Annotated in this window: 21 protein-coding genes; 14 read left to right on the top strand and 7 right to left on the bottom strand. The window is 70.4% G+C overall.

The window, feature by feature from the left end:
• Positions 1 to 150 precede the first annotated feature (150 nt).
• Positions 151 to 2,934, bottom strand: a complete 2,784-nt coding sequence (locus tag AC16DP_RS24625; RefSeq protein WP_329729952.1) for a vitamin B12-dependent ribonucleotide reductase — start codon at positions 2,932 to 2,934, stop codon at positions 151 to 153.
• A 584-nt stretch (positions 2,935 to 3,518) separates the two neighbouring features.
• Between AC16DP_RS24625 and AC16DP_RS24620 the strand changes: the two genes are divergently transcribed.
• On the top strand, positions 3,519 to 3,854 hold the full coding sequence (locus tag AC16DP_RS24620) for a (2Fe-2S) ferredoxin domain-containing protein (RefSeq protein WP_329729951.1): 336 nt from the start codon (positions 3,519 to 3,521) through the stop codon (positions 3,852 to 3,854).
• 7 nt (positions 3,855 to 3,861) lie between these two features.
• Here AC16DP_RS24620 and AC16DP_RS24615 read toward each other — a convergent pair whose 3' ends face one another.
• The 3 genes from AC16DP_RS24615 to AC16DP_RS24605 all read right to left on the bottom strand — a co-directional run bounded on the left by AC16DP_RS24615 (position 3,862) and on the right by AC16DP_RS24605 (position 7,059).
• A complete protein-coding gene (locus tag AC16DP_RS24615) occupies positions 3,862 to 4,674 on the bottom strand; it encodes a phospholipid scramblase-related protein (RefSeq protein WP_329729950.1) in 813 nt (270 codons plus the stop codon).
• A gap of 90 nt (positions 4,675 to 4,764) precedes the next feature.
• Positions 4,765 to 5,448, bottom strand: coding sequence for a Bax inhibitor-1/YccA family protein (locus tag AC16DP_RS24610; protein WP_329729949.1), 684 nt, complete (start codon positions 5,446 to 5,448; stop codon positions 4,765 to 4,767).
• Between the two features lie 144 nt (positions 5,449 to 5,592).
• Positions 5,593 to 7,059, bottom strand: coding sequence for a hypothetical protein (locus AC16DP_RS24605; protein ID WP_329729948.1), 1,467 nt, complete (start codon positions 7,057 to 7,059; stop codon positions 5,593 to 5,595).
• A 111-nt stretch (positions 7,060 to 7,170) separates the two neighbouring features.
• Between AC16DP_RS24605 and AC16DP_RS24600 the strand changes: the two genes are divergently transcribed.
• The 7 genes from AC16DP_RS24600 to AC16DP_RS24570 all read left to right on the top strand — a co-directional run bounded on the left by AC16DP_RS24600 (position 7,171) and on the right by AC16DP_RS24570 (position 13,440).
• Positions 7,171 to 8,823, top strand: a complete 1,653-nt coding sequence (locus AC16DP_RS24600; RefSeq protein ID WP_329729947.1) for a thiamine pyrophosphate-binding protein — start codon at positions 7,171 to 7,173, stop codon at positions 8,821 to 8,823.
• 106 nt (positions 8,824 to 8,929) lie between these two features.
• The gene (locus tag AC16DP_RS24595) at positions 8,930 to 9,367 is read left to right on the top strand and encodes a hypothetical protein (RefSeq protein WP_329729946.1); all 438 of its coding nucleotides are present in this window, start codon (positions 8,930 to 8,932) and stop codon (positions 9,365 to 9,367) included.
• A 334-nt stretch (positions 9,368 to 9,701) separates the two neighbouring features.
• Positions 9,702 to 10,175, top strand: a complete 474-nt coding sequence (locus AC16DP_RS24590; protein WP_329729945.1) for a hypothetical protein — start codon at positions 9,702 to 9,704, stop codon at positions 10,173 to 10,175.
• Complete coding sequence (locus tag AC16DP_RS24585) at positions 10,165 to 10,644, top strand: hypothetical protein (protein ID WP_329729944.1); 480 nt, start codon at positions 10,165 to 10,167, stop codon at positions 10,642 to 10,644. Before AC16DP_RS24590 ends, AC16DP_RS24585 begins: the two co-directional genes overlap by 11 nt.
• A 73-nt stretch (positions 10,645 to 10,717) precedes the next feature.
• The gene (locus AC16DP_RS24580) at positions 10,718 to 11,095 is read left to right on the top strand and encodes a hypothetical protein (RefSeq protein ID WP_329729943.1); all 378 of its coding nucleotides are present in this window, start codon (positions 10,718 to 10,720) and stop codon (positions 11,093 to 11,095) included.
• Positions 11,096 to 11,107: 12 nt separating this feature from the next.
• Positions 11,108 to 11,713, top strand: coding sequence for a hypothetical protein (locus AC16DP_RS24575; RefSeq protein WP_329729942.1), 606 nt, complete (start codon positions 11,108 to 11,110; stop codon positions 11,711 to 11,713).
• Between the two features lie 11 nt (positions 11,714 to 11,724).
• Positions 11,725 to 13,440 carry a tetratricopeptide repeat protein gene (locus AC16DP_RS24570; protein WP_329729941.1) on the top strand — a complete coding sequence of 572 codons (1,716 nt, stop codon included), beginning with the start codon at positions 11,725 to 11,727 and terminating at the stop codon, positions 13,438 to 13,440.
• Positions 13,441 to 13,449: 9 nt separating this feature from the next.
• Here the strand turns inward: AC16DP_RS24570 and AC16DP_RS24565 are convergent, their stop codons facing one another.
• Positions 13,450 to 14,295 carry an alpha/beta fold hydrolase gene (locus tag AC16DP_RS24565; RefSeq protein WP_329729940.1) on the bottom strand — a complete coding sequence of 282 codons (846 nt, stop codon included), beginning with the start codon at positions 14,293 to 14,295 and terminating at the stop codon, positions 13,450 to 13,452.
• A 111-nt stretch (positions 14,296 to 14,406) separates the two neighbouring features.
• Here AC16DP_RS24565 and AC16DP_RS24560 point away from each other — a divergent pair, with 111 nt between their 5' ends.
• Both AC16DP_RS24560 and AC16DP_RS24555 read left to right on the top strand, forming a co-directional pair.
• Entirely contained in the window at positions 14,407 to 14,841 is a 435-nt protein-coding gene (locus tag AC16DP_RS24560; RefSeq protein WP_329729939.1) for a hypothetical protein, read from the top strand.
• Positions 14,838 to 15,437 carry a hypothetical protein gene (locus AC16DP_RS24555; protein ID WP_329729938.1) on the top strand — a complete coding sequence of 200 codons (600 nt, stop codon included), beginning with the start codon at positions 14,838 to 14,840 and terminating at the stop codon, positions 15,435 to 15,437. The genes AC16DP_RS24560 and AC16DP_RS24555 overlap by 4 nt, the downstream gene beginning before the upstream one ends.
• A 30-nt stretch (positions 15,438 to 15,467) precedes the next feature.
• Here the strand turns inward: AC16DP_RS24555 and AC16DP_RS24550 are convergent, their stop codons facing one another.
• Positions 15,468 to 15,905, bottom strand: coding sequence for a CBS domain-containing protein (locus tag AC16DP_RS24550; RefSeq protein WP_329729937.1), 438 nt, complete (start codon positions 15,903 to 15,905; stop codon positions 15,468 to 15,470).
• Between the two features lie 85 nt (positions 15,906 to 15,990).
• On the opposite strand from AC16DP_RS24550, the gene AC16DP_RS24545 reads away from it, so the two are divergent.
• From AC16DP_RS24545 to AC16DP_RS24530, 4 genes are read left to right on the top strand one after another with little or no spacing between them, the layout of a single operon-like run.
• Entirely contained in the window at positions 15,991 to 16,539 is a 549-nt protein-coding gene (locus tag AC16DP_RS24545) for an isochorismatase family protein (RefSeq protein ID WP_329729936.1), read from the top strand.
• 55 nt (positions 16,540 to 16,594) lie between these two features.
• Positions 16,595 to 20,245, top strand: a complete 3,651-nt coding sequence (locus tag AC16DP_RS24540) for an AAA-like domain-containing protein (protein WP_329729935.1) — start codon at positions 16,595 to 16,597, stop codon at positions 20,243 to 20,245.
• Between the two features lie 33 nt (positions 20,246 to 20,278).
• Positions 20,279 to 21,868 carry an AAA-like domain-containing protein gene (locus AC16DP_RS24535; RefSeq protein WP_329729934.1) on the top strand — a complete coding sequence of 530 codons (1,590 nt, stop codon included), beginning with the start codon at positions 20,279 to 20,281 and terminating at the stop codon, positions 21,866 to 21,868.
• 3 nt (positions 21,869 to 21,871) lie between these two features.
• Positions 21,872 to 26,572 carry an nSTAND1 domain-containing NTPase gene (locus AC16DP_RS24530; RefSeq protein WP_329729933.1) on the top strand — a complete coding sequence of 1,567 codons (4,701 nt, stop codon included), beginning with the start codon at positions 21,872 to 21,874 and terminating at the stop codon, positions 26,570 to 26,572.
• On the opposite strand, the gene AC16DP_RS24525 is transcribed toward AC16DP_RS24530, so the two are convergent.
• Positions 26,559 to 26,714 (bottom strand): MYXO-CTERM sorting domain-containing protein, encoded by a 156-nt coding sequence (locus tag AC16DP_RS24525; protein ID WP_414640738.1) that lies wholly within the window; start codon positions 26,712 to 26,714, stop codon positions 26,559 to 26,561. The genes AC16DP_RS24530 and AC16DP_RS24525 overlap by 14 nt on opposite strands.
• Positions 26,715 to 26,877: the final 163 nt, after the last annotated feature.

Below are 26,877 nucleotides of genomic sequence, written 5' to 3'. Positions count from 1 at the left end.
TGTCCGGGCTTCGCGTAGACCCTCACCCCGTCCCTCTCCCAGAGGGAGAGGGGAGTGGGTTGAACCCGAGTTCTTCCGATACCCTCACCCCGTCCCTCTCCCGGAGGGAGAGGGGATATTGGGATGAGATGGATCAGTGGGCTCCGGGGCTCAGCTGCAACCGCTCGTCGTGCCGCAGTTGCTGCACTTGTAGCAGGCCCCGTTGCGCACCATGATCTCGCCGCACGTGTGGCACGGCGGCGCGTCCGCCTGGTTCAGGTACGTCTTGCGCGGCGTCGACATCGGCAGCGCCACCGCCGTCACCTGCACCGGCTTCACCGCCGGCTCCGCCACCACCTGCTTCTCCACCGCCTCTTCCACGCCGTCGGCCTGCTCGCTCGGCAGGAACTTCAGCGACAGCCACCGGAAGATGTAGTCCACGATCGACTTGGCGATCGGCACCGCCGGGTTGCCCGTGAAGCCGCTCGGCTCGAAGCGCGTGTGGCTGAACTTGTCCACCAGCACCTGCAGCGGCACCCCGTACTGCAGCGCCAGCGACACCGCCGTGGCGAAGCTGTCCATCAGCCCGCTCACCACCGAGCCTTCCTTCGCCATCACGCAGAAGAGCTCGCCCGGCGTCCCGTCCTCGTACATGCCCACCGTCAGGTAGCCCTCGTGGCCACCAATCGAGAACTTGTGCGTGATCGCCTGACGCTCGTCCGGCAGCCGCCTCCTCATCGCGTTGGCGTCCTTCACCGCCGCCAGCGCCGGCTCGGCCACCGCCGCCTTCGTGTCCTTCACCTTCTCCTTCGACGTGTTCAGCGGCTGCGTCCGCTTGCACCCGTCGCGGTACACCGCCACCGCCTTCAGGCCCATCCTCCACGCCTCGATGTACGCCTTCTCGATGTCCTCCACCGTGGCGTCCGACGGCATGTTCACCGTCTTCGAGATGGCTCCCGACAGGAACGGCTGCGTCGCCCCCATCATCTTCAGGTGGCCCATCCAGTGGATGCTGCGCTGGCCCTTCGCCGGCTTGAAGGCGCAGTCGAACACCGGCAGGTGCTCGGGCTTCAGGTGCGGCGCGCCCTCGATCGTCTCGTGCTTGTCCAGGTAGGTGATGATGTCCTGGGACTGGGTCTGCGGGTAGCCCAGCTTCTCCAGCGCCTGCGGCACCGTCTGGTTGACGATCTTCAGCATGCCGCCGCCCACCAGCTTCTTGTACTTGATGAGCGCGATGTCCGGTTCAATCCCCGTCGTGTCGCAGTCCATCATGAAGCCGATGGTGCCCGTGGGCGCCAGCACCGTCACCTGGCTGTTCCGGTAACCGGACTCCGTGCCCAGCGCGAGCGCCTCGTCCCACGCCTTCTTCTGCGCCTCGAACAGCTCCGCGCTCACACCCTCGGGCGACACGTTGTACGCCGCCTTGCGGTGCTTGCGGATGACGCCGAGGAACGGCTCCTCGTTCTTCGCGTAGCCCGCGAAGGGCCCCATCTTCCCGGCCATCCGCGCGCTCATCGCGTACGCCTCGCCGCACATCAGCGAGGTGATGGCCGCCGCGTAGTTGCGGCCCGCGTCCGAGTCGTACGGCAGGCCCGTGGCCATCAGCAGCGCGCCCAGGTTCGCGTACCCCAGGCCCAGCGGCCGGAACGCGTGGCTGTTCTGGGTGATCTTCTCCGACGGGTACTTGGAGAACCCGACGATGATCTCCATCGCCAGCAGCACCACGTCCACCGCGTGCTTGAAGGCGGCAACGTCGAAGTCGCCGTCGATGGTGCGGAAGTGCATCAGGTTCAGCGACGCCAGGTTGCAGGCCGAGTCATCGAGGAACATGTACTCCGAGCACGGGTTGGACGCGTTGATGCGGTCCGTGTTCGAGCAGGTGTGCCAGGTGTTGATGGTGGTGTCGAACTGCAGGCCCGGATCACCGCACAGGTGCGCCGCCGCGGAGATCTCCCGGAACAGCTCGCGCGCCTTGAAGGTGTCCATGGGACGCCCATCGCGCACCGCCCGCGTCGTCCACGCGCTGTCGTTCATCACCGCGCGCATGAACTCGTCCGTCACGCGCACCGAGTTGTTCGAGTTCTGGAAGAACACCGACGAGTACGCCTCGCCGTTGAAGCTCGGGTCATACCCGGCCTCGATCAGCGCCCAGGCCTTCTTCTCCTCGTTGGACTTGCACCGGATGAAGTCCAGCACGTCCGGGTGGTCCGCGTTGAGGATGACCATCTTCGCCGCGCGCCGCGTCTTGCCGCCGCTCTTGATGACACCGGCGAACGCGTCGAAGCCCTTCATGAAGGACACCGGGCCGGACGCCGTGCCGCCACCGGCCAGCAGCTCCTTGCTCGAGCGGATGGTGGACAGGTTGCTGCCCGTGCCCGAGCCGTACTTGAAGAGCATGCCCTCCGTCTTCGCCAGCCCGAGGATGGACTCCATGGAGTCCCCCACCGAGTTGATGAAGCACGCCGAGCACTGCGGGTGCTCCTCCACGCCCACGTTGAACCAGACGGGGGAGTTGAACGCCGCCTTCTGCCGCAGCAGCAGGTGCGTCAGCTCCGCGTGGAACGTGTCCCGGTCCGTCGCCGTGGCGAAGTAGCCGCCCTCGGCGCCCCAGCGCGTCAGCGTGTCCACCACGCGGCCCACCAGCCGCCGCACGCTCGTCTCTCGCTCCGGCGTCCCCGGCGTCCCACGGAAGTACTTCGACGCCACCACGTTGGTGGCCAGCATGGACCAGGACTTGGGCACCTCGATGTTCTTCTGCTCGAACACGGACTTGCCGTCCTCGCCCGAGATCGACGCCGTCCTCAGCTCCCACGCCAGCTCGTCCGCGGGATCCACCCCCGGCGTCGTGAAGACGCGCTCCACCGTCAGTCCGCCAGCCGGGGCTCTCGTCTTCAGCCCCGCCACCGTCTCCTTACCGTCCATTGCTGCTGCCGTGGCGCTCAGGTCGCGTTCCATGGTCCCTCCCACTGCTTTCACCCAACGTATGACTGCAAAATTTGCAAAAAGCCAAGCCCGCGAGATCTCTCGGGATCGAGTGATCTCGTTTCGACACGTCCCGCCCCGGTGGGGCGAGGTGCGTGGCGATGGTTCAATCTCTTGTTTTTTGGGATTCCGCCTGGCTGCTGGCTCGGCGGCTAGGTAGGCAAAGGTACGATCTTCGATCCGGGCTCGTCAAGGTTCTAGGCCCCCCAGATCTAGTGTCCGCCGCCATTGCACCACCTATGGATAGGGGAGTGTGACCGATTGGACGGTCCACGTCCGGCTCTCCGCCCCCGGTCCGGAAGCGGGTCGGGGGTGGCGATCTAAAGCCTGCCCGGCTGGCGATCAACTCTCTTGCGCAGCCGTTCGTGCAGTGGATCGTCAGGTGATGACGAGTCATGTAGTGTCACTCCCGCGAAAAGGCCGATGATCACTAGCGGATGTTTGCTGTGAGTCTGTGCATGGATCGTCCGGCCCGCCAGGCCTCGTGGCAAGAAAGGGGCAGGAGCGTCACGGGCGGGTTAGTCGCTTTTGGACGAAAGGCGCGTTAAGGGGACGACATGCCCCCCTTCAAGCGTCACGTATTCGTCTGCACCAACCGCCGCCCGGATGGGCACCCCAAGGGCTGCTGCGCCACCAAGGGCGCCGAAGAGGTCCGCGCCCGCTTCAAGGAGGAGCTGGAGAAGCGGGGGATGAAGGGGCAGATGAGGGCCAACGCGGCTGGATGCCTGGACACGTGCGCGTTCGGCGTGTCGGTGGTCGTCTACCCCGAGGGCACGTGGTACGGCGGGGTGAAGCCCGAGGACGTGCCCGCCATCGTCGACGAGCACCTCGTGGGCGGTCAGCCCGTGGAGCGGCTGCTGATGCCGTTCTCGCGCAAGAAGGCCGGGGAGTAGGCCCCGCTCAGTCGAAGATGTTGAGGAAGTCGAACACGTTGCCGCTGCGGCTGCGCTCCTCGAAGTAGCAGAGGTCCACCATCAGCGCGGCGGCGAGCACCAGCTGGCGCAGCCGGGGGTCGGTGAGGCCCGGTTGGAACTCCACGCCGAAGAAGTCGGAGTCGGTGAACATCTCCCGGGCCAGCCCGCTCCACTTCTTGCGGATGGTGGCCACCTCCTGGCCGTTCTGCTTCACGCGGAACGTCCACGGCCGCCACAGCGGGCCCTCCAGCGTGGCCAGCACCGCCCCCCCGGGCGTGCAGATATCGAAGGTGCGGTGCAGCAGCCCGAAGCGCTGTTGGATGATGCCCATGAGGCGCCCGTCCCAGGCCTTCACCTCCACGTACGTGAAGAAGAACGTCCAGGGCTGCTCGAGGCGCAGGGCGAGCGTGCCCCCCTTCGTCATGAACTCCAGCTCCACCCGGCGGAAGGGCCAGAAGTTGCGCAGCAGCGCGTTGCCCCAGCCCGAACCCGTCTCGCCGATGTACAGCATGAACTGGCCATTCTGATCGATGGCCTCGTAGCGGTTGCCCGTCTCCCAACCCACGAGGATCTCCGCCCACTCGTGGATCTGCCGGATGCTCAGGCTGGAGCCCTCCAGCAGGGGGCCCAGCGCGTCACGGACCTCCGGGCCCATGTAGCGGATGTCTCCTGGCGCCCCACGGCCCGCGCCCGGCTCGGCGAGCGCTGTCGGCTGCACACGCTCTTCCGGCGCGGTGCGCCCCTTCCAGTCCAGCTCCAGCTCGCTGTCACCCTTCGGCTGCCGATGGTCGTTCGACATGCCGGCGAGGCTAGTCCGCCCGCTCCCAAGAAAAAAGGCGGCGGGCCCGGGGGCCCACCGCCTTCCTTGCTTCATCCAGCGTGCTGGAGCCTAGCTGCGGCGGGAGCCGAACAGGCGCAGCAGCGAGATGAAGAGGTTGATGAAGTCCAGGTACAGCGTCAGCGCGCCCACGATGCTCAGCGTGGCGGCGGAGCTGTAGCCCGAGTCGGCGTGCATCTCGCGCAGCTTCTGGGTGTCGTACGCGGTGAGGCCCGAGAACACGAGCACGCCCGCGCAGCCGAGCACGAAGTTCATCATCGGGCTCTGCACGAACACCTGCACGATGCTGGCGATGACGATGCCGATGAGCCCCATGAAGAGGAAGGTGGACCAGCCGCTCAGGTCCTTCTTCGTGAAGGTGGCGAAGGCGCTCATCGCACCGAACGCACCCGCGCTCATCAGGAAGGCATTGGCGATGGAGCCGCTGGTGTAGACGTAGAAGAGCACCGAGAAGGTGAGCCCGGTGAGCACGGAGTAGGCCATGAAGAGCGTTCCGGCCACCGCGCCGGAGAGCCGCGCGGCCATGCCCGACAGGGCGAACACCAGCCCGAGCTGCGCGAAGAACAGCAGCCAGCGGAACTGGGCGATCTTCAGCACCATTTCCGGCGAGGCGGCCGTGAAGAGCGCCACCAGGCCCGTCACGGAGAGGCCGGCGAACATCCAGCCATACACCCGCGACATGAACGCACGCCGCGACTCCTGCACGGCGGCATCGCTCACCATGGGGCGCGACATCTGAAACCCGGGAGATTCCCAAGCCATAAGAATTCTGTGTCCTTTCCTTGCGACAGGACGGGTCTCCCCGCCCGGCACCGGTGTTTATAACGCAGCTTCAACCCGCGTGCGGCGTATCCCTTCCCGGATGTCCGCCGCGAGCGCTCAAATCGCCTTCCAGGCCATGAGGAGCTTCTGGGCCACTTCCGTGGTGATGAGCGGCAGCACGCCGCCCCCGCCCACGATGTTCACGATCTCCGAGGTGGAGCCCCGGCACACCCCGCCCCAGGCCGGCTGCTTCGCCAGGCCCACCGACGCGTACGCGGAGTAGTCCACGTGCAGTGACAGGGACGTCACGCCGCTCTCCTCGCACAGCAGGTGCTCCTGGGGAGTCGTCTCCACCACCTCCTGCACCACGAAGCCGCCGCCCGCCGGATCCGTCGCGGCGCGCTCGCACAGCTCCGCCCACGTGGGCACGGTGCCGTAGGCGGCCTTCGCCCGCTCCTCGAACGCCGGAGTGCCCACCGAGCGGCCGAGGTACACCGCCCGGCCCCCGTAGTCCCAGGACCGCTTGAGGACGAAGCGCCTGGGCTCCGCCACCACCAGGGCCACCAGGTCCTCCACCCGCTGCCCGTCCGGGCCCACGCCGGGGCCGTGCCGGAAGGGCCGCGTCCAGGGCACCGACTCGCGCACCGCCTCCAACTCCTCGGGCGTCAGGCCGGCGGCCTCGGCGCGCGCGGGCTCCACCAGCGCCTGCGAGAGCAGGGCGAACGTCGTCTTCACCTCCACCGGCGAGGCCGGCGGGTTGAGCAGCACCGCCTTGCGCCCCGGCACCGTGCCGAAGAAGTCCTGGATCCACGGGGCCGGCGTCTCCTCCAACCGCCGCGTGAAGAGGTGCCGGTAGACCAGGTCGTACCGCTTGCCGCGCACCTCGAAGTGCTCCTCGCCGGAGACCTCGTCCGGGTGCACCACGTCCGCGTCCGCGCCGAACTCGCGGAAACGCTCGCACAGGTAGCGCTGCTCGGTGATTTGCGCGTCGTTGCGGCGGCAGAGCAGGGCGAGGGTCTCCGGCATCCTGCCGTCACGCTCGGCCGCATAGCCGTCCAGCAGGGCGCGGTAGAGGGCCAGCGCGTTGCTGCCGTTGGCGGAGATGACCGCGTAGAGCGCCTTCTCGGGGTAGCGGAAGTGCCGGGCCACCACCTCGATGAAGGTGCGCGCGGCGATGTCCGAATAGCCCTGCATGGCCGGAATGGTGGCGTTGACCTCGAGGGCGCGCGGCTTCGTGTCCACGAAGTAGTCCACCCGCGTGGTGGCCAGCCGCTCCAGGTTCTTGAAGGTGCGCTCGGTGAGCTCGCGCTCCAGCGGAGAGAGGCCGCCCAGCAGCAGCTCCCTCTCCTCACTGGCGAGCACCGCGCGCGTCACCTTCACCGTGGCCGAGGCCAGGTGCGCCGAGAGCGTGGCCCGCCGGCGGATCTCCGCGGCATCGAGGATGACGGGGGTGGCGGTGACGGGGATGGGCCGGGTGGAGCCGTCCTTCTGGGTCACGGCCAGTCCCCGCTCGTACGCGGTACGGGCGAGCTCGGGACCGAAATGGATCGCCTGACGGCGCAGCACTTCCAGGAGTTCTTGCACGATGGGAATCCTTACGACGTGAACAGCCGGGCGTCCAGGGGCTTCCCGGGCGGCCCGATTCGGCGATGATGCCGGACTTCCGAGGTTCCCTACAGAGAGAGGACACACGCCATGGGCATGGTCACCGGAGGTCAGCTCGTCGGACGGATGCTGAAGAAGGAGGGCGTCCGGCACATCTTCACCCTCTCGGGGCTGCACGTGGCCCCCATCTACGCCGGGTGCGTGGAGGAGGGCATCCAGGTCATCGACACGCGCCACGAGCAGGCGGCCGCCCACGCGGCGGATGCCTATGCCCGCGTCACGCGCGGCGTGGGCGTGGCGGTGGTGACGGCCGGCCCCGGCGTGACGGACGCGCTCACCGGCGTGGCCAACGCGCACGCGGCCAGCTCGCCGATGATCCTCCTGGGCGGCGCGGCCCCCATCTTCAACCAGAGCCGCGGCTCGCTGCAGGAGATGGAGCAGGTGGACCTCTTCCACCGCATCTCCAAGTGGTCGGATCGCGTTCCCACCCCGGAGCTGGTGCCGGCGTACCTCGCCAAGGCCTTCCGCGTGGCGCTCTCCGGACGGCCCGGGCCCGTGTTCCTGGAGCTCGCCTGGGACGTGCTCTGCAACGGCGTGGACGAGGACACCCTGCAGATTCCCAAGAGCTACCGCACGGATGCGCGGCAGGCGCCGGATCCGCGCAAGGTGGACGAGGCCATGGCGCTGCTGAAGTCCGCCGAGCGCCCCGCCATCATCGCCGGCTCGTCGGTGTACTGGGACGGGGCGTGGGACGCGCTGCGCCGCTTCGCGGAGACGGCGCAGATTCCCGTGTACCTCAACGGCGCGGGACGCGGCTGTCTGCCGGCGGGCCATCCGCTCTTCTTCCAGCACACGCGCAAGGAGGCGCTGAGCGGCGCGGACCTGGTGTTCGTCATCGGCACGCCCTTCGACTTCCGGCTCAACTACGGCGCCGAGCCCACCTTCAGCGCCGGGTCGAAGATCGTCCAGGTGGACATCGATCCCACGGAGGTGGGCCGCAACCGCGTGGTGGACGTGGGCATCATCTCGGACAGCTACAGCGCGCTCACCGCCTTCGCGGACGCGGCGCCCAGGGGCAAGCGCGAGGCCTTCGTCTCGGGGCTGCGCGAGCGCGAGCAGAAGAAGCAGCGCGACCTGGAGGCCTGGACGAAGGACGACAGCCAGCCCATCCACCACTACCGGCTCGCCAAGGAGATGTCGGACGTGGCCAACGGGCCCGGGCAGGATCCGGTGTTCATCGCCGATGGCGGCAACTGGGTGGCCATGGCCGCCAAGGTGGTGGAGCTGCGCCGGCCGGGCCGGTGGTTGGATCCAGGTCCGCTCGGGTGCCTGGGCGTGGGCGCGCCGTTCGCCCTGGCCTCCAAGGTGCTGCACCCCGAGCGCACGCATTGGATCATCCAGGGGGACGGCTCGTTCGGCCTCAACGGCTTCGACTTCGAGACGGCGCTGCGCTTCAAGCTGCCCATGGTGTGCGTGGTGGGCAATGACGCCGCCTGGGGGCAGATCCGCCTGCCGCAGGTGCAGATGTTCGGCGAGGACAAGTCGCCGGGCACGCTGCTGGCTCCCACCCGCTACGACAAGGTGGTGGAGGCCTTCGGCGGCCACGGCGAGCTCGTGACGGAGCCGTCACAGATCCGCCCCGCGCTCGAGCGGGCCCTGGCCAGCGGCACCGTGGCGTGCGTCAACGTGATGCTCGACCCGGACGCGCCGGTGAAGGCGGGCGCCATGGGCTACGCCGTCTGATTCATCGCGTCATTCGGGGGCGCCGCCGTGTCTGGACTTGCACGCGGGGGCGCCCTCGCGTACAAAGATAGACACAATCGTAGTTTTCCCTGAAACCGTGCTTCCCGTGAGCCGCCTCCACCGCCAAGAGCCCGCGCTGTACCGACGGCCCCGCCTGCTGGCGCTGCCGCTGGTGCTCCTGTGCGCGCTGGCGTACCTGGGAAGCGCGGCGCACTTCTTCCTCGTGCAGCACGCCGCGTGCATCGAGCACGGGGACATGGTGCACGAGGCCTCGGCCGGGCAGGGGAACGCTCAGCTGAAGGTGCGCGAGTCCTTCGCGGACGAGCGCATCACCCGCACGGACGCCCAGGTGTCCGTGCATGGCGCGGATGCACACTGCGCCCATGTCTTCCTCCGCCGGGTGGTTCAGCCCCCGGCCGGAGTGATGCTGCCGCCGGAAGCGCCCGTCCTGCCGGGACAGGTGCTGGAGGCGGACAGCGTGGCCGTGGAGCCCCAGGTCGCATGGCTCCACCTGGCCCCCAAGTCCTCACCGCCACGGGTCTGAGCACGCCCTTCCTCTCTCTCGGGAGAGGAGCGGGGTGAAGGTGCTCGGAGCGCGTCCTCCCTCTCCCCCTGGGAGAGGGGCGGGTCCGCAATCCCTCTCAGCACCCTTCGCGCATCGCCCGCACACCTGCCCGCGGAGCTCCCTCCGTGTATGGCTTTGGCCCATGCACGCCCTCGGAGTCCCAATTCCTGGCACCGGTGCGTGAGGCCATGCCCACCCCGCCGTGCGTCCGTGCGCGCGCCTTCCCCACGTTCCGGGTGTCCCAAGCCGTCTTCCGGGACGGGAGCGTGGGGGCATTGCAGCACCAACACGTCAACACCTGGAGTCACACGTCATGATGAAGAAGTTGTTGTCCGCCTGCCTTCTGTCGAGCGCGCTGCTCGCGGGTTGCGTTGAAGCCAATGAAGCCGATGTCGAGGGGTGCGAGCACCTCCAGGAGGGGCCTGGCGCCGCCGTGAGTGCGAGCGCTTCGGCCACGGGCACGCTCCCCGCGGTGAGCAACGACCACAAGCGCTATGACATTTCGCTGCCGGCGGGCAGCGGGGGCAACGTGGGCTCCGTGTCGTTCGCGGCGGCCGAGGCCACCGACTATGTCTTCTTCCTGAGCACGAACGTCGCGCTGAAGGTCACCAGCGCCTCCGGCGAGACGGTGTCGTTCGAGGAGTCCGCGACGAAGTCGGACGTGTGCCCCGAGGTCAAGGGCCGCTTCGTGGCGCCGCTGCAGGTGGGCACGTACACGCTGACCTTCGGCCCCACGGCCGACAGCAGTGTCTCGCTGGTCATCGAGGAGACCGCCCATGCGCACTGAGCGCAAGCTGCTGGCGGCGTTCGCGGGCGCGGTGCTGGCCCTGACGGGGTGCGCGAAGTCCTCCACGGCGCTGGAGCCCGAGCTGGCCGCCGCCCACCAGAAGATGGAGGCGGACCACCAGGAGATGGAAGCGGCCCACCAGAAGATGGAGGCCCAGCACCGTGAGTGGGTGGCCGAGCACGACCGGCTCAAGGGCAGCGCGCCCGACGCGGAGCACGACGCCCTGGAGGCGCAGCACGAGCAGCTGCTCTCCCGCCACCAGTCGGTGGTGGAGGCCCACCAGAAGCTCGTGGGCGACCACGGTCAGCTCGAGGCCTCCCACGGCGAGGGCAAGCCCGCTTCCTCCGAGCACGAGCGCATGGAGGAGGAGCACCGCAAGATGCGTGACGAGCACAAGTCCATGGTGAGCGAGCACGAGCGCCTGGGCGAGGAGCACCGCCGGATGCTCGGCGCGCACGGCTCGAAGTAACCGCAGTCCGGAGCGGGAGGTGCCGCTGTCCTCCCGCTCCCTTTCCTTCCACGTGATTCCGCAGGAGATGACCATGGGGACCTTCAAGCAGTTCCTGGACGAGAAGCAGCTGAAGCCCGAGACGCTGGTGCGCCTGTCCAGCCAGCTCGAGGCCCGCGCCGAGGACGATCGCAAGCTCGCGAAGCAGCGCTCCGACAAGCGGCGCGACAAGGAGAAGCAGGGCAAGCCGTACGCGGAGCTGGGCATCGGCAAGCCGAAGAGCGGCCGCGGCGTGAGCGTGCAGCAGGTGACCGCCGCGCTCGAGGACCAGCCCCTGCCGCCGAAGGTGCGCGGCAAGCTGGTGCGCGCGGTGAACGCCGTGCTGTCAAGGAAGGGCGGCCAGCCGGTGGACTTCAAGGCGCTGTTCGGCGAAGTGCCCGTCCGCAAGGGCGCGGCGGCCAAGGCGAGCTGAGGAGACACGCGGATGGGCTCCTCCCTTCTCCACCTCCTCCCGCCAGACGTGCGGCGTGACGGGGAGCGGCTGTTCAACGTCTCCATGTGGTGCATCGGCCGCGATGTCACCCATGCGGACAACCTGCTGCTGCGCCATGGCTTCACCCGCGAGCGCATTCCGGCGGGACAGCAGGGGACCAGCGCCTACTCGGGTGCGTTGCCCGGGGGAGGGGCCCTCACGTTGTGGGGTTTCGGCGCGCTGTGCCGCGTGTGCGGCGAGTCCATCTACGTGCCGCGCGATGGGTTCTCCCCCGTCCTGGTGGAGGAGGCGAGCGTCACCTGGCCCGTCTTCCAGGCCGCGGGGCTCGGCAGCCCGCGTGCACCCGTCTCCGCGGGCGAGCAGTCCGCCGCGCGCACCGCGGTGCGGGCCCTGGCCCGGTGGATGGCCGGGTACGAGGAGTGGGTGCTCGGGCTCATGGGCTCGGGCTGGCGGCACGAGTGCCTCGCGGCGCGGCCCAAGGCCTCGCCCGTGAGCGCGGAGTCGTTGGCGGTGGAGTGGCGGCGTCTGGCCGGGCGCGTCGAGGCGCTGGAGCGGCCTGTCGTGGACGAATCGTTTTCCCCGCCCGCAGGGGCGTGAGTGAGGTCACCATGCTGACGAGACACCTTCGAGCCGAGGAGCCTTCTCTCTTCCCCTCCATGCCCTGGGATGATGTGCCCGACCTGGAGCTGCCCACGCCTCCGCTGCGCGAGGGGCTGGGACGCGCGCACCTGAAGGTGAGCACCCGGGTGCCCCTGGCCCAGGCGTACTTCGATCAGGGCCTGCGCCTGCTGCACCTCGGTTGGGGCGCCGAGGCGCGGCGCTCCTTCGCGGAGGCGGCCCGGCGGGATCCCCAGCTGGCCATGGCGTACTGGGGCCTGGCCCTGACGCGCGGGGCCGGCGCGCGCTTCGCGACGGACAGGGCGGACGCCATCCACAAGGCGCTCACCCTCAGCGAGGGCATCTCGGACGTGGAGCAGCGCTACATCGTCGCGGCCACCTTCCTCGCGGACAAGGGCCCCGCCAACGGCCGCCATGGCTTCGTGCGGGAGATGGAGGCGCTCGTCGACCAGTTCCCCGAGGACGCCGAGGCGCGCCTGCTGCTCGCCGGTTTCCTCGCGGATGGGTACGAGCCGGATGGGCGTCCCTGCGCGGGCCAGCCCTATGCCCAGGCGCTGCTGCGCGAGTTGCTGCGCACGCACCCCCACCACGAGGGTGTCCACCACGCCTGGGTGCAGGTGATGGGGGAGAGCGCCCGGCCCGAGGCGGCCCTGGAGAGCGCCCGGCGGTTGCGGCTGCTGGCGCCTCGCGTGGGCACGGCCCTGCTCGGCTCCGGCCGGTTGATGCTGCGCACCGGACACATCCGCGAGGCCCGCGAGGTGCTGGAGGCGGCGGTGGCCGCGGACGACGCCTGGCTCTCCCAGGAGTCCCTGCCCGAGTCCGCCGCACCCGCCGCGGGCCTGGCGCTGCGCCTGCTCGTCCAGGCGTGCGCCGACGCGGGGCGGTATGGCGAGGCCCAGTCCTGGGCGCGCCGCCTGCGCCAGCGCGTGGAGTCGGTGACGCCGCACTCCGGACAGGCGCTCGTGTTCGCGGCCGGTGCGCTCTCCAGCGTGCACCTGCGCTTCGGCTTCTGGCGCGCGGCGGCGGACCTGCGCGTGGAGCTGTCGCCCGAGTCGAGCGTGGCCGAGCGGGGGTTGCTCACCGGCATGGAGGCGTATGCCCGGGGCTTGCGCGCCCTCGAGTCGGGCAAGCTGGTGGAGGCGGAGCGCGTCTGTGACGAGCTCGACGCGCTGCACCCGCCGCTGTCCGAGGAGCGCAAGGCGGAGCACCGCCTGCTGTGCCCGCGCGACGTGGCCCGGGTGGTGGAGCTGGCGGCCTGCGAGCTGCGGGGCGCCCTGGAGGCGCGTCAGGGCGACTTCGCCCGGGCCGAGGCCTCGCTCATCAAGGCCATGCGGCTGGAGCGCCGGTTGCGCGCGCCGGGGCCCTCTCCCTTCTCCCGCCCGGCCCGTGAGACGCTGGCCCGCTCGCGCATGCGCGGGGGCCGCGAGGACAAGGCGGTGGAGCTGGCCGAGGCCGTCGTGAAGGAGCGGCCCGGCAGTGGCCATGCCTGGCTCCTCCTCGCCGAGGTGCACGTCGCCCGGGGCTCCTTCGCCGAGGCGGCCTCCGCCTTCTCCTCCTTCCTGGCGTGCTGGCGTGACGCGGATCCTCAGCTGCCGGAGCTCCGGCGGGCCCGGGCCTTCATCCTGGGCCGGGGTGGGGTGAGCGTGGCGGCCGCCAGGCCCGTCAACGTCATCCCGCTCCGCGCGCTGGAGAACGTCTCCTGCTGAGGGCCCCGCTCACGCCCGGTGCGGCGCCGCCTCCTCGAGGAACGTGAGGAGGCGCTGCGCGCACTCCTCCGGGTGCTCCAGCGGGAAGAGGTGGGTGCCGGGCAGCTCCTCGGCTCGGGCCCCGGGGAGGGTGCTCCCGGCGCGGGCCAGGGCCGCCGGCAGCAACGTGTCCGAGTCGCTCCCGCGCAGCACGAGCGTGGGCACCTTCACCGCGCGCAGCTTCCGCCACACCCCGCGCGGTGAGGTCTCGAAGATGCGGGCCTCCCACGCGGTGGGGATGGTGAGCCGGAAGCCGCCGCCGGGCACCTCGGTGAGGCCGTGGGTGATGTAGTCCTGGAAGCACTCGGGGTCGAAGCGCCGGAAGAGGGGCTTCTTGCGGTAGCTCGTGGCGGCTTCTTCTCGGGAGCCCCAGGTTTCCCGGCGGCGGCGGGCCAGGCTCGCGGGAGGAATCCGGCTCCGCAGCCCGAGCAGGGTCGCCGCCTGGATGACCCACTGGCGCGTGCCCGTGAACAGCACCGGATCCAACGCCACCACGGCCCGGAAGAGGCCCGGGTTCTTCACCGAGGCGAGCAGCGTGGCCACGCCGCCCATGCTGTGGCCCACGCCCACCACGCCCTCCAGGCCGCGCGCGCGCAGGGCCCCGGCGAGGTCATCGGCCATGTCCTCCCAGTCGCGCAGGGAGCGAGGGTCCGTTCCCGGCACGAGGCCGCGGCTGCGCAGGGTGTAGACGTGGTAGCGCGTCGCGAGGCGCTCGATGAGCTTGCGGTAGGTGCCCGGGGGGAAGCCGTTGGCGTGCGCGAGGTGCAGCACCGGGCCGGTGCCACCCCAATCATCCAGGTGTAGGGAGTCGCTCATCGCTGCCCTATACAGTAATCGGTTCCAGGTATGCGCTCCTCGCGGCGGCTGGCGTGAGGTGTCAGGGGACATGCGTAGGGTGCCCGGGCAACTCCACTCTCGGAGGCCTCCGTGAAGCGCTCTTTTGTCGTATTGGCCGTTACGGCCCTGCTGTGCTTGTCCGCGTGTGTGTCCATCGTTGGCGGGCCTGGAGGCATCTCTCCATCCCAATTCGAGTTTCTGCCAATCGTACCCGTGAGGGCTCCCGGACCCGGTGGATGGAAATCAGCAAGGGTCGTCATCCACCTGTTACATGTGACTGAGCAAGGTATTCGCAAGAACGTCTTCTGCCCCATCGAAGTGCAGGTGCCGGAGGTCAATTACCTCGGAGTCGTGACTGATCAATTCGCGCAATGGGAGGCTGCGAGGGCAGCGGATATCGCCGCGGAGAGGACATTGAAACACCAGGAGCTGTTATCGGCGGAGTTGTGTCAGCGATTCATGGCGGAAATGTTGGAAGTGCTGGGGGAGGCTGTTGACGGGGCTCGTGTTATCAAGGCCCTATGACCTCGAACCTGCCCGTTGATGGATCCACGCCCCAGTTGATGGAGCTGATCCACCAGTACTACCCGGCCAACATGAGGCAGTTCGCCGAGGGCTACAGTGAGTCGGAGCAGTACCAGCGGCTGGTGAGGGCACGTCAGGAGGCGTTGAGGAACTCCGGGCCCTGGGAGCGCGTGGTTTCCATGCTGACCGAAGCGCTGCCGGATTGCCGTGTGGAGGATTGGAGTGCTCTCTTCTCCAATGACAACTGCTGGCGTGTCCGGGTGTACCTCCCGGAGGTCCCTCAACTCCAGGGAGGAGGGCAGGAGGTTCGAGCCGTCGTGGTGCTCGTCAGCATTCTGGCGCCTGTGTATGTGCGCTATAGCTCCTTCCGCGAGCTTTTCGACCGCAAGTGGAGGAATCGCAGGCTCTTCTACGAGGACGTGCCAGAGACGAAATCCGTCGCGGGCAAGGTGGAAGCCCTGGTGGGCTCGGAGTTGGGCGTTCAACCCTTGCCGCAGCACGCCCTCTTCACTCCGGTTCCCGACATCGAGTGTGGTACCAGGTCTCTTGGTGAGGCCCAGCTCATCGACTGTCTCTTCACCTACGATCGCTGGTGAAGCGGCCGCTCCCTCCGGCCCAACACCCGATCAGGCCATCCGGCCGTTCTCGGGCAGGTCCTCGGCCAGGTAGCGGATGACGTCCGAGGGGGTGATCATCCCCAACAGCTTCTCCTCGCGCACCACGGGCAGGTGGTGGATGCGGTGCTTGCGGAAGAGCTCCATCACCTCGTCGGTGAGATCGAACTCGTTCACCGTGTGCACGGGCGACGTCATCACGTCCTCCACCGGGGTGCGCAGCGGCATGCCCCGGAGCAGGGCGGCCATGATGTCCAGCTCGCTGATCATGCCCAGCACGCGCCCCTCCTCGTCCGTCACCGGCGCGCCACTGACGCGTTCCTCGACGAGTTGGATGGCGATGTCGGACAGCGGCATCCCCAGGGAGACGGACTTCACCGGCGCGGTCATCAGGTTGCGGGCATGTCCCTTCATGCCCGCCAGCTTGGTCACGCGTTGGGGGGGCGTCAATCTCCCTCGACGGTCAGTGGGGCGTGCTTGACGAGTGGGCGGGCCTTCGGAGAAGGCTGGGGCCCCAACCGAGAGGATTCCCTTCATGCCCACCTTCCGCCTCAAGAGAGACCAGGCCTCGCTGCTCGTCGTGGACATCCAGGAGCGCCTGTGCGCCGCCATGGAGCGGGACGCGCTCGACCGGGTGCTCAACCGCACCAACGCCGCCATCGAGGGCGCCAGGGCGCTCGAGCTGCCCATCATCGTCACCGAGCAGTACCCCAAGGGCCTGGGGCCCACGCACTCGCTGGTGAAGATGCGGCTGGGCAGCTACTCCGCCGTGGAGAAGATCGACTTCACCGCCTGCGTGCCGGACGTGGCCACGCGGCTCGGCGAGCGCAAGCAGGTCCTCCTCGTCGGCATGGAGACGCACGTCTGTGTCTTCCAGACGGTGCGCGACCTGACCGAGAAGGGCTTCACCCCGTTCCTCTGCGCGGACGCCGTGATGTCGCGCCACCCGGAGGATCGCCGGGTGGGCCTGGAGATGTGCCGCGAGGCGGGCGCCCACATCGTCACCGTGGAGGCCGCGCTCTTCGATCTGCTCGGGTGCGCGGGGACCCCCGAGTTCAAGAAGGTCTCCGCCGCCGTCCGTTAGCCGGGCGGGCAAGGGGAGGCTTGGAGAAAGGACGGCGCCCGAAGATACTCGCGGCGTGAGCGACACGCGCCTGTATACAGTGGGCGGAACGGTGCAGGCGGGTGGCGGCGTCTACCTCGCCCGGCGAGCGGACCCGGAGATGCTGGAGCTGTGCCGGGCCGGCACCTTCGCCTTCGTCCTGACGGCGCGGCAGATGGGCAAGTCGAGCCTGATGGTTCGCACCGCCGAGCAGCTCTACGAAGAGGGCATCCGCTCGGTCATCATCGACCTGACGCGCATCGGCAAGCAGGTGACGGCGGACCAGTGGTACGTGGGCCTGCTGGTCGTCCTCCAGGAGCAGCTCGAGCTGAGCACGGACGTGACGGACTGGTGGGGCCTCCATCGCGACCAGGGGCCCGTGCAGCGCATGACGCGCTTCCTGGAAGAGGTGGTGCTCTCCGAGGTGAAGCAGCGCGTGGTGGTGTTCGTGGACGAGATCGACACCACGCTCGGCATGGGCTTCACCGACGACTTCTACGCCGCCATCCGCTACCTCTACAACGCGCGGGCCAGCAACCCCGAGCTGGAGCGGCTCTCCTTCGTGCTCGTGGGCGTGGCCACGCCGGGAGACCTCATCCAGGACGAGACGCGCACCCCCTTCAACCTCGGGCAGCGGGTGGAGCTCACCGACTTCACCCTGGCGGAGGCGGCGCCGCTGGCCGAGGGGCTGGGCCATTCCCCCGAGGAGGGGCGGCGGGTGCTGGAGTGGGTGCTTGGCTGGACGGGCGGACACCCGTACCTGACGCAGCGGCTGTGCCAGGCGCTCGTCGATCACCATGCGCAACAGGCACGGGCTGGAGGCGGCGCCTGGTCCCGCGACGAGGTGTGGCAGGTGGTGGAGCGGACCTTCTTCGCGGAGAAGAGCTTCCAGGACAACAACCTGGTCTTCGTCCGCGACATGCTCACCCGGCGCGCGCCGGAACCGGAGCGGGTGCTCCGGACCTACCAGGACATCCGGCGCGGCCGGCGGGTGCTCGACGAGGAGCGCTCGCTGGTGAAGGCGCACCTCAAGCTCTCCGGGGTGGTGCGCCGCGAGGGCGAAGCACTGCGGGTGCGCAACGCCATCTACGAGCGCGTCTTCACCGTGGCCTGGGCCGGGAACCAGCTCCCGGTGGATTGGCGGGTGATCCGGTTCGCCGCCCTGGCCCTGGTCATCACCGGCTTCGTCGTGCTCCTGCCCCTGTCCGTGCTGCTGTTCAAGCAGCTCGCGGACACGGAGCGCGATCGCCAGGAGACCGCCGAGAAGCTGACCCAGGCGCGGGAAACCAATGACAAGGCCGAGGCCAACAGGATCTCGGTGCAACGGGAAGTGGACAGGCTCCGCTCCCAGGCGCGGCAGGAGGCGGCCCAGGCGCAACAGGAGGCGCAGAGACTCCAGAAGGACGCCCGCCAGGCCAAGGACGAGGCCGACAGGTTCCGCAAGGACGCGCAGCGGTTGCAGGAGGAGGCCATGCAGGCCCTGGAGAAGAAGGCCCTGGCCGAGCAGGAGATCTCCCGCGCCAGGACCCAGGCCGATGAGAAGCTGAACGAGGCCGCCTCCTATGTGTTCGTCAACCAGGCGGATGCCAGGCTGCGCGGGGCCTCCTCGGCCCTGCCCGTCAGCACCGCGCTCTCCATGGAAGCCGCGCGGATCCATCCCTCCCCCGAGGCCATGGACTCGCTCATCCGGGGGCTCGTCCAGCTCCGTCAGCCCCAGGCCCGCCTGATCCATGCGCACAACGTGCTGGCGGTGGCCTTCAGCCCCGAGGCCGGCCTGCTCGCCACCGCCAGTGAGGACAAGACGGCACGGCTCTGGGACGCCGCCACGGGGCGCGAGCGGGCCGTGCTGCCCCATGCCAGCGCCGTCACCGCCGTGGCCTTCAGCCCGGATGGCAAGCTCGTGGCCACCGCGAGTGATGGTGGCCTCGTGCGCCTGTGGAACACGGCCACCGGCACGGCCCTGCCCATCACCCTGCGTCACGAGGACGCCGTCAACGCCGTGGCCTTCAGCCCGGACGGCAAGAGCCTGGCCACCGGCAGTGATGACAACACCGCGCGGCTGTGGAGCACGGCCACCGGCCAGCCCCTGACCGAGCCCCTGCCCCATCTGCGTCGCGTCAACGCCGTGGCCTTCAGCCCGGATGGGAAGTTCCTGGCCACCGCCAGCGCGGACAGGGTCGTGCGCCTGTGGAAGACGTCCAATGGGGAGCTCCAGCCCGGGCCCCTGTCCCATCCGCAGCCCGTCAACGCCGTGGCCTTCAGCCCGGATGGCACGCTCCTGGCGACCGCCAGCGATGACAAGATCGCCCGGCTGTGGGAGGTGGCCACCCGCCTGCCCAGCAGTGTGGTGCTGTCCCATGACAAGGCCGTCATGGCCGTGGCCTTCAGCCCGGATGGCAAGGCGCTGGCCACCGCCAGCAGCGACAAGACCGCTCGCCTGTGGGCCGTGGACACCGGACGGCAACTGGTGTTCCTGCCCCATGACGACGCCGTCAACGCCGTGGCCTTCAGCCCGGACGGCAAGGCGCTGGCCACCGCGGGCGATGGAAAGACCGCATGGCTCTGGGATGTCGCTCCCCGCCCACCGCTCGTGCTCCTGCCGCACGGCAAGGCCGTCACCGCCACGGCCTTCAGCCCCGATGGCAGGCTCGTGGTCACCGCCAGTGAGGACAACGCCGCGCGCCTGTGGCGTGGGGACACGGGCGAGCCCGTGGCCAGCCCCTTGCGGCACGACGCCCGCATCCGGGCCGTGGCCTTCAGCGCGGATGGCACCCGCGTGGCCACCGCCAGCGATGACAAGACGGCCCGGTTGTGGAGCGCGTCCAACGGCGCGGCCCTGGCGTCCCTGCCTCATGGCGGCAAGGTGCTGGCGGTGGCCTTCAGCCCCGAGGGCGGCTCGGTCCTCACCGCCAGTGAGGACAAGACCGCACGGCTGTGGGATGCCGCCACGGGGCGCCAGCGGGCGCTGCTCGCCCATGACAGCGCCGTCAACGCCGTGGCCTTCAGCCCGGATGGCTCGCGCGTGGCCACCGTGTGTCAGGATGGCACCACGCGCCTGTGGAACGCGGCCACCGGCAAGCTTCAGGCCGGCCCCCTCCGGCAACGCGCCAGCCTCCTCGCCGTGGCCTTCAGCCCGGATGGCTCGCGCCTGGCCACCGCCGGTGAGGACAACGCCGTGTCTCTGTGGGATGGGTCCACCGGTGCGAGCCTGGGCCGTCCCCTGAAGCATGACTTCTTCGTCACCGCCCTGGCCTTCAGCCCGGACGGAAGGAGCCTGGTCACCGCCAGTGAGGACATCGCCGCGCGCGTGTGGGACGTGGCCACCGGCGAGCAGCGGCTGTCCCTGCCGCACGACAACACCGTCACCGCCGTGGCCTTCAGCCCGGATGGCTCGCGCGTGGCCACCGCCAGCGAGGACGGAGCGGCACGCCTGTGGGATGCCGCCACCGGCCGCCGGCTCGCGCGCCTGCCGCACACCAGCCGCGTCCTGGCCGTGGCCTTCAGCCCGGGGGGCTCGCGCGTGGCCACCGCCAGCGGAGATGGCACCGCGCGTGTGTGGCCCGTCCGGCCCGAGGACTGGCTCCAGGCCGCCTGCTCCCTGCTGCCTCGCAACCTGAGTCCCCAGGAGTGGCCCGCCGATGTGGGAGGGGTCGTACCCTATCGGAAGACGTGCCCCGGCCTGCCCTGATATTCGCACCACGTCACCCGCCCCGAGAGATCCATGGCCCGTGTCTTCATCAGCTACAAGCGCGATGTCACGCCCGATCAAGACCTCGCCCAGGCGCTCTACAAGGCGCTCAAGGCCTCTCACGAGGTCTTCATCGATACCTCCATGCTCGTGGGCGAGAAGTGGGTGGAGCGCATCGACGCGGAGATCCGCCAGGCGGACTTCTTCATCGCGCTGCTGTCTCCCTTCTCCGTCAACAGCGAGATGGCCCAGACGGAGATAGAACTGGCGTACCGGCTCCAGACGCAGCGGAGCCAACCGGTCCTGCTCCCCATCCGCGTCGCGTACCACGAGCGGCTGCCTCCGCCCCTGAGCGGCTACCTCAGCGCCATCAACTGGGCCCTGTGGGAGGGGCCGGAGGACACCCCGCGTCTGCTCGAACAGCTCGGCAAGGTCATGAGCGGGGGCCTGCAGCGCGGCTCCGCACCGGCGGCCCCGCCCACGGCCACCTCCTTCCAGGAGCATCCTCCCGAACTGCTCGAGCAGCTCGCCAGGGCCATGGGCGGGGGTGCTCCCGCGGGCTCCGTCGTGCTGTCACAACCCCTGCCGTCCGCCCCGCTCGAGTTGGACGAGACGCTCGAGGGGGCCATGGACACGCAGTCGGCCTTCTATGTGGTGCGCGACGCCGATGGCACGGTGACGCGGGCCGTCTCCCAGAAGCAGGGCGCCACCGTCACCATCAAGGGCGCCCGGCAGATGGGCAAGAGCTCGCTGCTCATGCGCGGCATGGCCTCCGCTCTCGAGTCCGGCAAGCGCGTGGCCTATCTCTCGTTCCAGGAGTTCGACACCCAGACCTTCTCCGACCCGGATCTCTTCTTCCAGCGCTTCTGCATCACCCTGAGTGATCAGCTGGAGCTGGAGAACCAGGTGGAGACCTACTGGAAGAAGCCCATGGGCAGCAGCCAGCGCTGCGGGCTGTACATGAGCGGCCATGTCCTGAAGAACCTGGACGCGCCGCTGGTGCTGGGGCTGGACGAGGTGGAGACGCTCTTCGAGCTGCCCTTCGGCACGGACTTCTTCGGCATGCTGCGCAGCTGGCACAACAACCGCGCGCTGCCGACCACACCCGTCTGGAAGAAGCTCGGCATCGTCCTGGTGACGTCGACCGAGCCCTTCCTGTTCATCAAGAACCTGACGCAGTCTCCCTTCAACGTGGGGCAGACCGTGGAGCTGGGGGACTTCTCTCCGGAGCAGGTGGCGGAGCTCAACCGGCGGCATGGCTCGCCGCTGGGGCCGAAGCAGGAGCAGGAGCTGTTCACCCTGCTGGGGGGACACCCGTACCTCATCCGCAAGGCCCTATACCTGTTGGCCATCCGCAGCCTGAGCGTGGAGGAGCTGTTCACCCAGGCGGCGGAGGACCGGGGACCGTTCGGCGACCACCTGCGTCACCTGCTCTTCCGGTTGGGCAGCCAGCCCCAGCTCAAGGCGGGACTGCGCGAGGTGCTGCAGCGCAACGTCTGCCCGGATGAGGGCGTGTTCATCCGCCTGCGGAGCGCGGGACTGGTGCGGCAGGAGGGCGCCTCCGTGCTGCCGCGCTGCGAGCTGTACCGGCGCTACTTCCGTGAGCGCCTGCAAGTGGGCTGAGCCGTGATCGCGCACGCCGTCGTCCCCGAACCCCTGGAGCTCACGCTCCACCTCGTCTCCGGCGAGCGCTCGCGCGACGCCGACCGCTTCCTCTTCCAGCCCCGGGACTACCTGCGCCTGCGCGAGGGGGGCACCTCCGCGCGCGCCTCCTTCCCCTGGGAGCACGCCCTGGAGGACCTGGCCAGCCTGGGCTCCAGCCGCCCCAGCCCCAACGCCGCCCAGCGGCTCGGCGAGCTGCTGCGCGCCTTCCTCGCGCCCCTGGGGTGGGCCCAGGACGAGCAACGGCTGCGCGAGGCGCTCGAGGCCCGCCGGCCCGTGCGCCTCACCCTGCGCCTGGAGCCCGCCGAGCTGTGCGTGCTCCCCTGGGAGCTGCTCACGCTGGAGCCCACCGGCCTGGCGCTGAGCGACCTCGAGGGCTGCACCCTGTCCTATGAGCGGCCCGGGACGCCGCCGCTTCCCGCGCCGTCCTCCCCGCCGCCCGCGGGAGGCCGCATCCTCTTCGCCTGGTCCGGGGACGTGCCCGTCGCGGCGCACCAGCGCGCCCTCGCCGAGGCCTGTGCCCGCTCCGGCCATGACTTCGACCCGCGCCGGGACGTGCTCCCCCATGTGAGCCTCGCCTCACTCGAGCAGGCCCTGCGCGCCCATGACGAGCCCATCGCCGCGCTCCACCTGCTGTGCCATGGCGTCCCCTCCGAGCCCGGCGCGTATGGCCTCGCCTGGGACTCCTCGTGGGGCGATGGCGAGGTGCACGTGGTGGACGCCGCCGCGCTCCGGGCCGCGCTCGAGCCCCATGCCGCGCGCATCCGCATGGTGGTGCTGTGCGCCTGCCGTGGCGGCGACGCGGGCCTCCCGGGCAACCACCTGGGCAGCCCCGCCCGCGAGCTCCACCGCGCGGGCCTCCCCGCCGTGGCCGCCTCCCGGCTGCCGCTCTCCACGGGCGGCTCCGTCACCTTCACCCGCACCCTCTATGGCGGGCTGCTCGAGCGCCACGCCTCGCTGGAGCACGCGCTGGCCGAGGCGCGCAAGGCGCTGCGGCTCGAGGGCGCGCGGATGGATGGGGCCTCGCTCCAGCTCTACGCGCGCGCCGGGGAGGGGCCGGACCTGCGCCCCTTCGTCTTCGCTCCCTACTGCGGCCCCCGGCCCTTCGAGCCCGAGGACCACCGGCGCTTCTTCGGCCGCGAGCCGCTCCGCCAGACGCTGCGCCAGCGCGTGGAGGCCGCCGCGGCGGGACAGGGCCCCACCTTCCAGGTGATCGCCGGTGCCTCCGGGAGCGGCAAGTCCTCGCTGCTGCGGGCCGGGCTGCTGCCGGCGCTGCCCTCCGAGCGCTGGGAGCTCACGCGGGTGCGCGCGGGCGAGGCCGGTGCGCTGGAGACGGTGCGTTCGGCGCGGGCCTCTCCGGGCAAGCGGAGGCTCCTGGTGGTGGATCCGCTGGACGAGGCCTTCTCCCGGCTGGGCGAGGACGAGCGCCTGGTGTTGCTGGGCGCGCTGTGGGAGGCCTCGCGGGAGCCCGAGCGGAACACGGTGGTGCTCGCCACGCTGCGGGTGGACTACCTGGGGCGCTGCGCGGAGGTGCGGCTGGGCGAGGACGGGCTCCGGCTGGACGCGGTGCTCTTCGAGGGCGGGCGCCTGCTGCTGGTGCCGGAGATGACGGCCGGGGAGCTGCGCGAGGCCATCGAGCACCCCGCGCGGCAGCAGGGCCTCCTGCTGGAGCAGGGGCTGACGGAGCGGCTCGTGCAGGAGGTGGAGCGCCAGCCGGGAGGACTGCCGCTGCTGGCCCATGCGCTGGATCGGCTCTGGCGGCTGCGCGAGGGACGCTGGCTCAAGCACAGCGCCTATCAGGCATTGGGCGGCGTGGCCGGGGCGCTCGCCCAGGAGCTGGACAGGTTGTACGAGGGGCTGGAGGAGGAGGAGCGGCACCAGCTGCGCCGGCTCCTGGTGGAGCTGGTGGACGTGCGGGAAGGCGCGGCCCCCTTCACGTGCCAGCGCGTGTGGCTCGAGCGGGTGCGTCCCGTGGAGGAGCGGGCGCGCCGGGCCTTCGACACCGCGCTGGGGCGGCTCGTGGAGGGCCGGGTGCTGGTGCTCGGCGGCGGCGCGGAGGGCGGCGAGGTCTCCATCGAGGTGGCCCACGAGGCGCTGCTGCGCCACTGGCTGCCCCTGGCCGGGTGGATCCGCGAAGGGCAGGAGCGCCGGCGCAAGCGGCTCGAGCTGCGCGCGGGCGCGGAGGGCTGGCATGCCCACCGGGAGTCACCGTACGCGGAGGACTATCTCCTGCGAGGCCGGCGCCTGGAGGACGCCCTGGAGTTCCTGCAAGCCCACCCGGACGAGCTGGACGAGCGGGTGCTTCCGTTCATCGGCGCGAGCCGCGGGCGGGCGGAACGTCTGGCCCGGGAAGAGCGCGAGCATCAGGAGCGGCTGCGGGACTTCGCCCGGCTGATCGTCGCGGACAAGCTGCGCAAGGAGGACCCCACGGCGGCCCTGCTGGTGCTGCTGGAGGTGCGCGAGCCCGGACGGCACCTGGCGTGGACGCAGACGGCGTTGGAGGTGCTCCAGCAGCCGGTGGCCTCGGCGGTGCTGCGAGGGCACCGGGGGCCGGTGCGCGCGGCGGCGCTCAGCCCGGAGGGGCGGTGGGTGGTGACGGCCTCGCGGGACGGGACGGCGCGGCTGTGGCGCGCGGATGGCACGGGCGTGCCGCGGGTGCTCGAGGGGCACGGCGGAGAGGTGCTGGCCGTGGCCTTCAGCCCGGACGGGCGGCGGGTGGTGACGGCCTCGGCGGACAGGACGGCGCGGGTGTGGACGGTGGAGGGGCGCGCGGCCCCGGAGCTGCTCGCGGGACACATGGGCGAGGTGGTGGCGGCGGCCTTCAGCCCGGATGGACAGCGGGTGGTGACGGCCTCACGGGACGGGACGGCGCGGGTGTGGCGCGCGGATGGCACGGGGATTCCCGTGGTGCTCCGGGGCCACGAGCAGGCGGTGGTGGCCGCGTCCTTCGACGGCACGGGCGAGCGGGTGGTGACGGCCTCGCGGGACGGGACGGCGCGGGTGTGGCACGCGGACGGGCGGGGCGAGCTGGCCGTGCTGGCGCACCCCGGAGACGTGCGGGCCGCGGTGTTCAGCCCGGATGGGAAGCGGGTGGCCACGGCCTCGGTGGATGGCGCGGTGCGGGTGTGGCGCGCGGATGGGCAGGGCGAGCCGAGCGTGCAGCCTAGTGACTCCGGCTTCGTCAACGCGGTGGCCTTCAGCCCGGACGGAGGGCTGGTGGTGAGCGCGCACGCGGACGGCTCGGTGAGGCTGTGGCGGGCGGACGGGAAGGGTGGGGCGATGCGGCTGGCGGGAGACACCGGGGAGACCGTCTCGGTGGCCTTCAGCCCGGATGGCCGGTGGGTGGTGACGGCGGTGCGGGATGGGACGGCGCGAGTGCGGCGCACGGATGGGGCGGGCCCGGTCGCGGACCTGCTGGGACACACGGATGAGGTGCTGTCCGCGAGCTTCAGCTCGGATGGAGAGCGGGTGGTGACGGCCTCGAGGGACGGCAGTGCGCGCGTGTGGAGATGGCGCGCGCAGCCCCAGGCGCTCACGCTGCAACGCCGTGCGGGAGCGGTGCAGGCGCTGGCCTTCAGCCCACGGGGCGAGCACCTGGCCACGGCGCACGCGGATGGCACGGCGGCGGTGTGGCGGCCAGGCGGCGGTACGGACCCGGTGGTGCTCAAGGGGCACGGGGCGGAGGTGCGGACGGTGGCCTTCAGCCCCGAGGGCGAGCGGGTGGTGACGGCGTCGGTGGATGGGACGGCGCGGGTGTGGCGGGCGGACGGGCGGGGCGAACCGGTAGTGCTCCGAGGACACACGGGCCGGGTGGTGACGGCGGCGTTCAGCCCGGAGGGCGAGCGCGTGGTGACGGCCTCGTGGGATGGAACGGCGCGGGTGTGGCGGGCGGACGGACAGGGTGAGCCGGTGGTGCTCCAGGGGCACACGGAGTTCCTCCGGACGGCGGTGTTCAGCCCGGAGGGAGAGCGGGTGGTGACGGCGTCTGATGACGGGACGGCGAGGGTGTGGCGGGCGGACGGACGGGGTGAGCCGGTGGTGCTCCGCGGGCACACGGGCCGGGTGGTGACGGCGGCGTTCAGCCCGGAGGGGGAGCGGGTGGTGACGGCGTCGGACGACGGGACGGCGCGGGTGTGGCGGGCGGACGGGCGGGGCGAACCAGTGGTGCTCCGAGGACACGACCAGTCGGTGGTGAGCGCGGAGTTCAGCGCGGACGGAGCGAGGGTGCTGACCGCCTCCCCGGACAAGACGGTGCGGGTGTGGTCCGCCGAGGGGGGAGGGGAGCCGGTGGTGCTGAGAGGACTCACCGCGCGGTTCGATCCCCGAGGCACGCGGGTGGTGACGGCGTCGGGGGACGGGACGGTGCGGGTATGGCCCGCGGATGGAAGCGGTGAGCCCCTGGTGCTCGCCGGGAATGGGGACCGCGTGACGGTGGCGGCCTTCAGTCCGGGGGGCGATGTGTTGGCCATCGCCTCGAACGATGGCAGCGCACGGGTGTGGGGACTGGGGGTGGAGTCGCTGCGCGAGCGTTTGCGCCAGAGGACCAGCGCGAGCCTGGAGGTACGGCAGCGCCAGCGCTACCTGGGCGAGCGCTCCGAGGAAGCCCGCGAGGCCCACGCCCGTGATGAGGGGGCGTGGGGCCGCCAGACACTCAAGGCGACTTGAGCCGGCGCCTGCGGAGAGCCAGGCCGAGTACCAGTAAGGCCCAGGTGGCTGGGATGGCGGGTGCAGTGGAGCAGTTGTTCCAGCCGTAATGGCTTTTCTGGATGGCGAACGGGTGCCTGGCTTCACCACTGATGTTGCCCACCGCGTCCGTGGCGATAGCCACGACCTGGTGGCGTCCCCCAGGCTTGATTCAAAGTCCTACGAGAGAGGTTATCCCACCAGGACCTACGGCTGAAGTATAGTCCCGCCTACAGGCGCCCACCGGAGGCGAGCAGCCGCGAGCTGATCGCGAGGGGGGAGCCTGC

Source organism: Archangium sp. (genome assembly GCF_057119385.1).
The sequence above is the reverse complement of the archived record's forward strand: the minus strand, read 5'-3'. Positions and strand labels throughout refer to the sequence as shown.

Excerpts from the sequence above, each read along its gene's own strand:
- AC16DP_RS24570 (WP_329729941.1), top strand. The coding sequence starts at position 11,725 with ATGCTGACGAGACACCTTCGAGCCGAGGAGCCTTCTCTCTTCCCCTCC.
- AC16DP_RS24580 (WP_329729943.1), top strand. The coding sequence starts at position 10,718 with ATGGGGACCTTCAAGCAGTTCCTGGACGAGAAGCAGCTGAAGCCCGAG.
- AC16DP_RS24585 (WP_329729944.1), top strand. The coding sequence starts at position 10,165 with ATGCGCACTGAGCGCAAGCTGCTGGCGGCGTTCGCGGGCGCGGTGCTG.
- AC16DP_RS24615 (WP_329729950.1), bottom strand. The coding sequence starts at position 4,674 with ATGTCGAACGACCATCGGCAGCCGAAGGGTGACAGCGAGCTGGAGCTG.
- AC16DP_RS24600 (WP_329729947.1), top strand. The coding sequence starts at position 7,171 with ATGGGCATGGTCACCGGAGGTCAGCTCGTCGGACGGATGCTGAAGAAG.
- AC16DP_RS24565 (WP_329729940.1), bottom strand. The coding sequence starts at position 14,295 with ATGAGCGACTCCCTACACCTGGATGATTGGGGTGGCACCGGCCCGGTG.
- AC16DP_RS24545 (WP_329729936.1), top strand. The coding sequence starts at position 15,991 with ATGCCCACCTTCCGCCTCAAGAGAGACCAGGCCTCGCTGCTCGTCGTG.
- AC16DP_RS24555 (WP_329729938.1), top strand. The coding sequence starts at position 14,838 with ATGACCTCGAACCTGCCCGTTGATGGATCCACGCCCCAGTTGATGGAG.
- AC16DP_RS24590 (WP_329729945.1), top strand. The coding sequence starts at position 9,702 with ATGATGAAGAAGTTGTTGTCCGCCTGCCTTCTGTCGAGCGCGCTGCTC.
- AC16DP_RS24620 (WP_329729951.1), top strand. The coding sequence starts at position 3,519 with ATGCCCCCCTTCAAGCGTCACGTATTCGTCTGCACCAACCGCCGCCCG.
- AC16DP_RS24610 (WP_329729949.1), bottom strand. The coding sequence starts at position 5,448 with ATGTCGCGCCCCATGGTGAGCGATGCCGCCGTGCAGGAGTCGCGGCGT.
- AC16DP_RS24535 (WP_329729934.1), top strand. The coding sequence starts at position 20,279 with ATGGCCCGTGTCTTCATCAGCTACAAGCGCGATGTCACGCCCGATCAA.
- AC16DP_RS24575 (WP_329729942.1), top strand. The coding sequence starts at position 11,108 with ATGGGCTCCTCCCTTCTCCACCTCCTCCCGCCAGACGTGCGGCGTGAC.
- AC16DP_RS24625 (WP_329729952.1), bottom strand. The coding sequence starts at position 2,934 with ATGGAACGCGACCTGAGCGCCACGGCAGCAGCAATGGACGGTAAGGAG.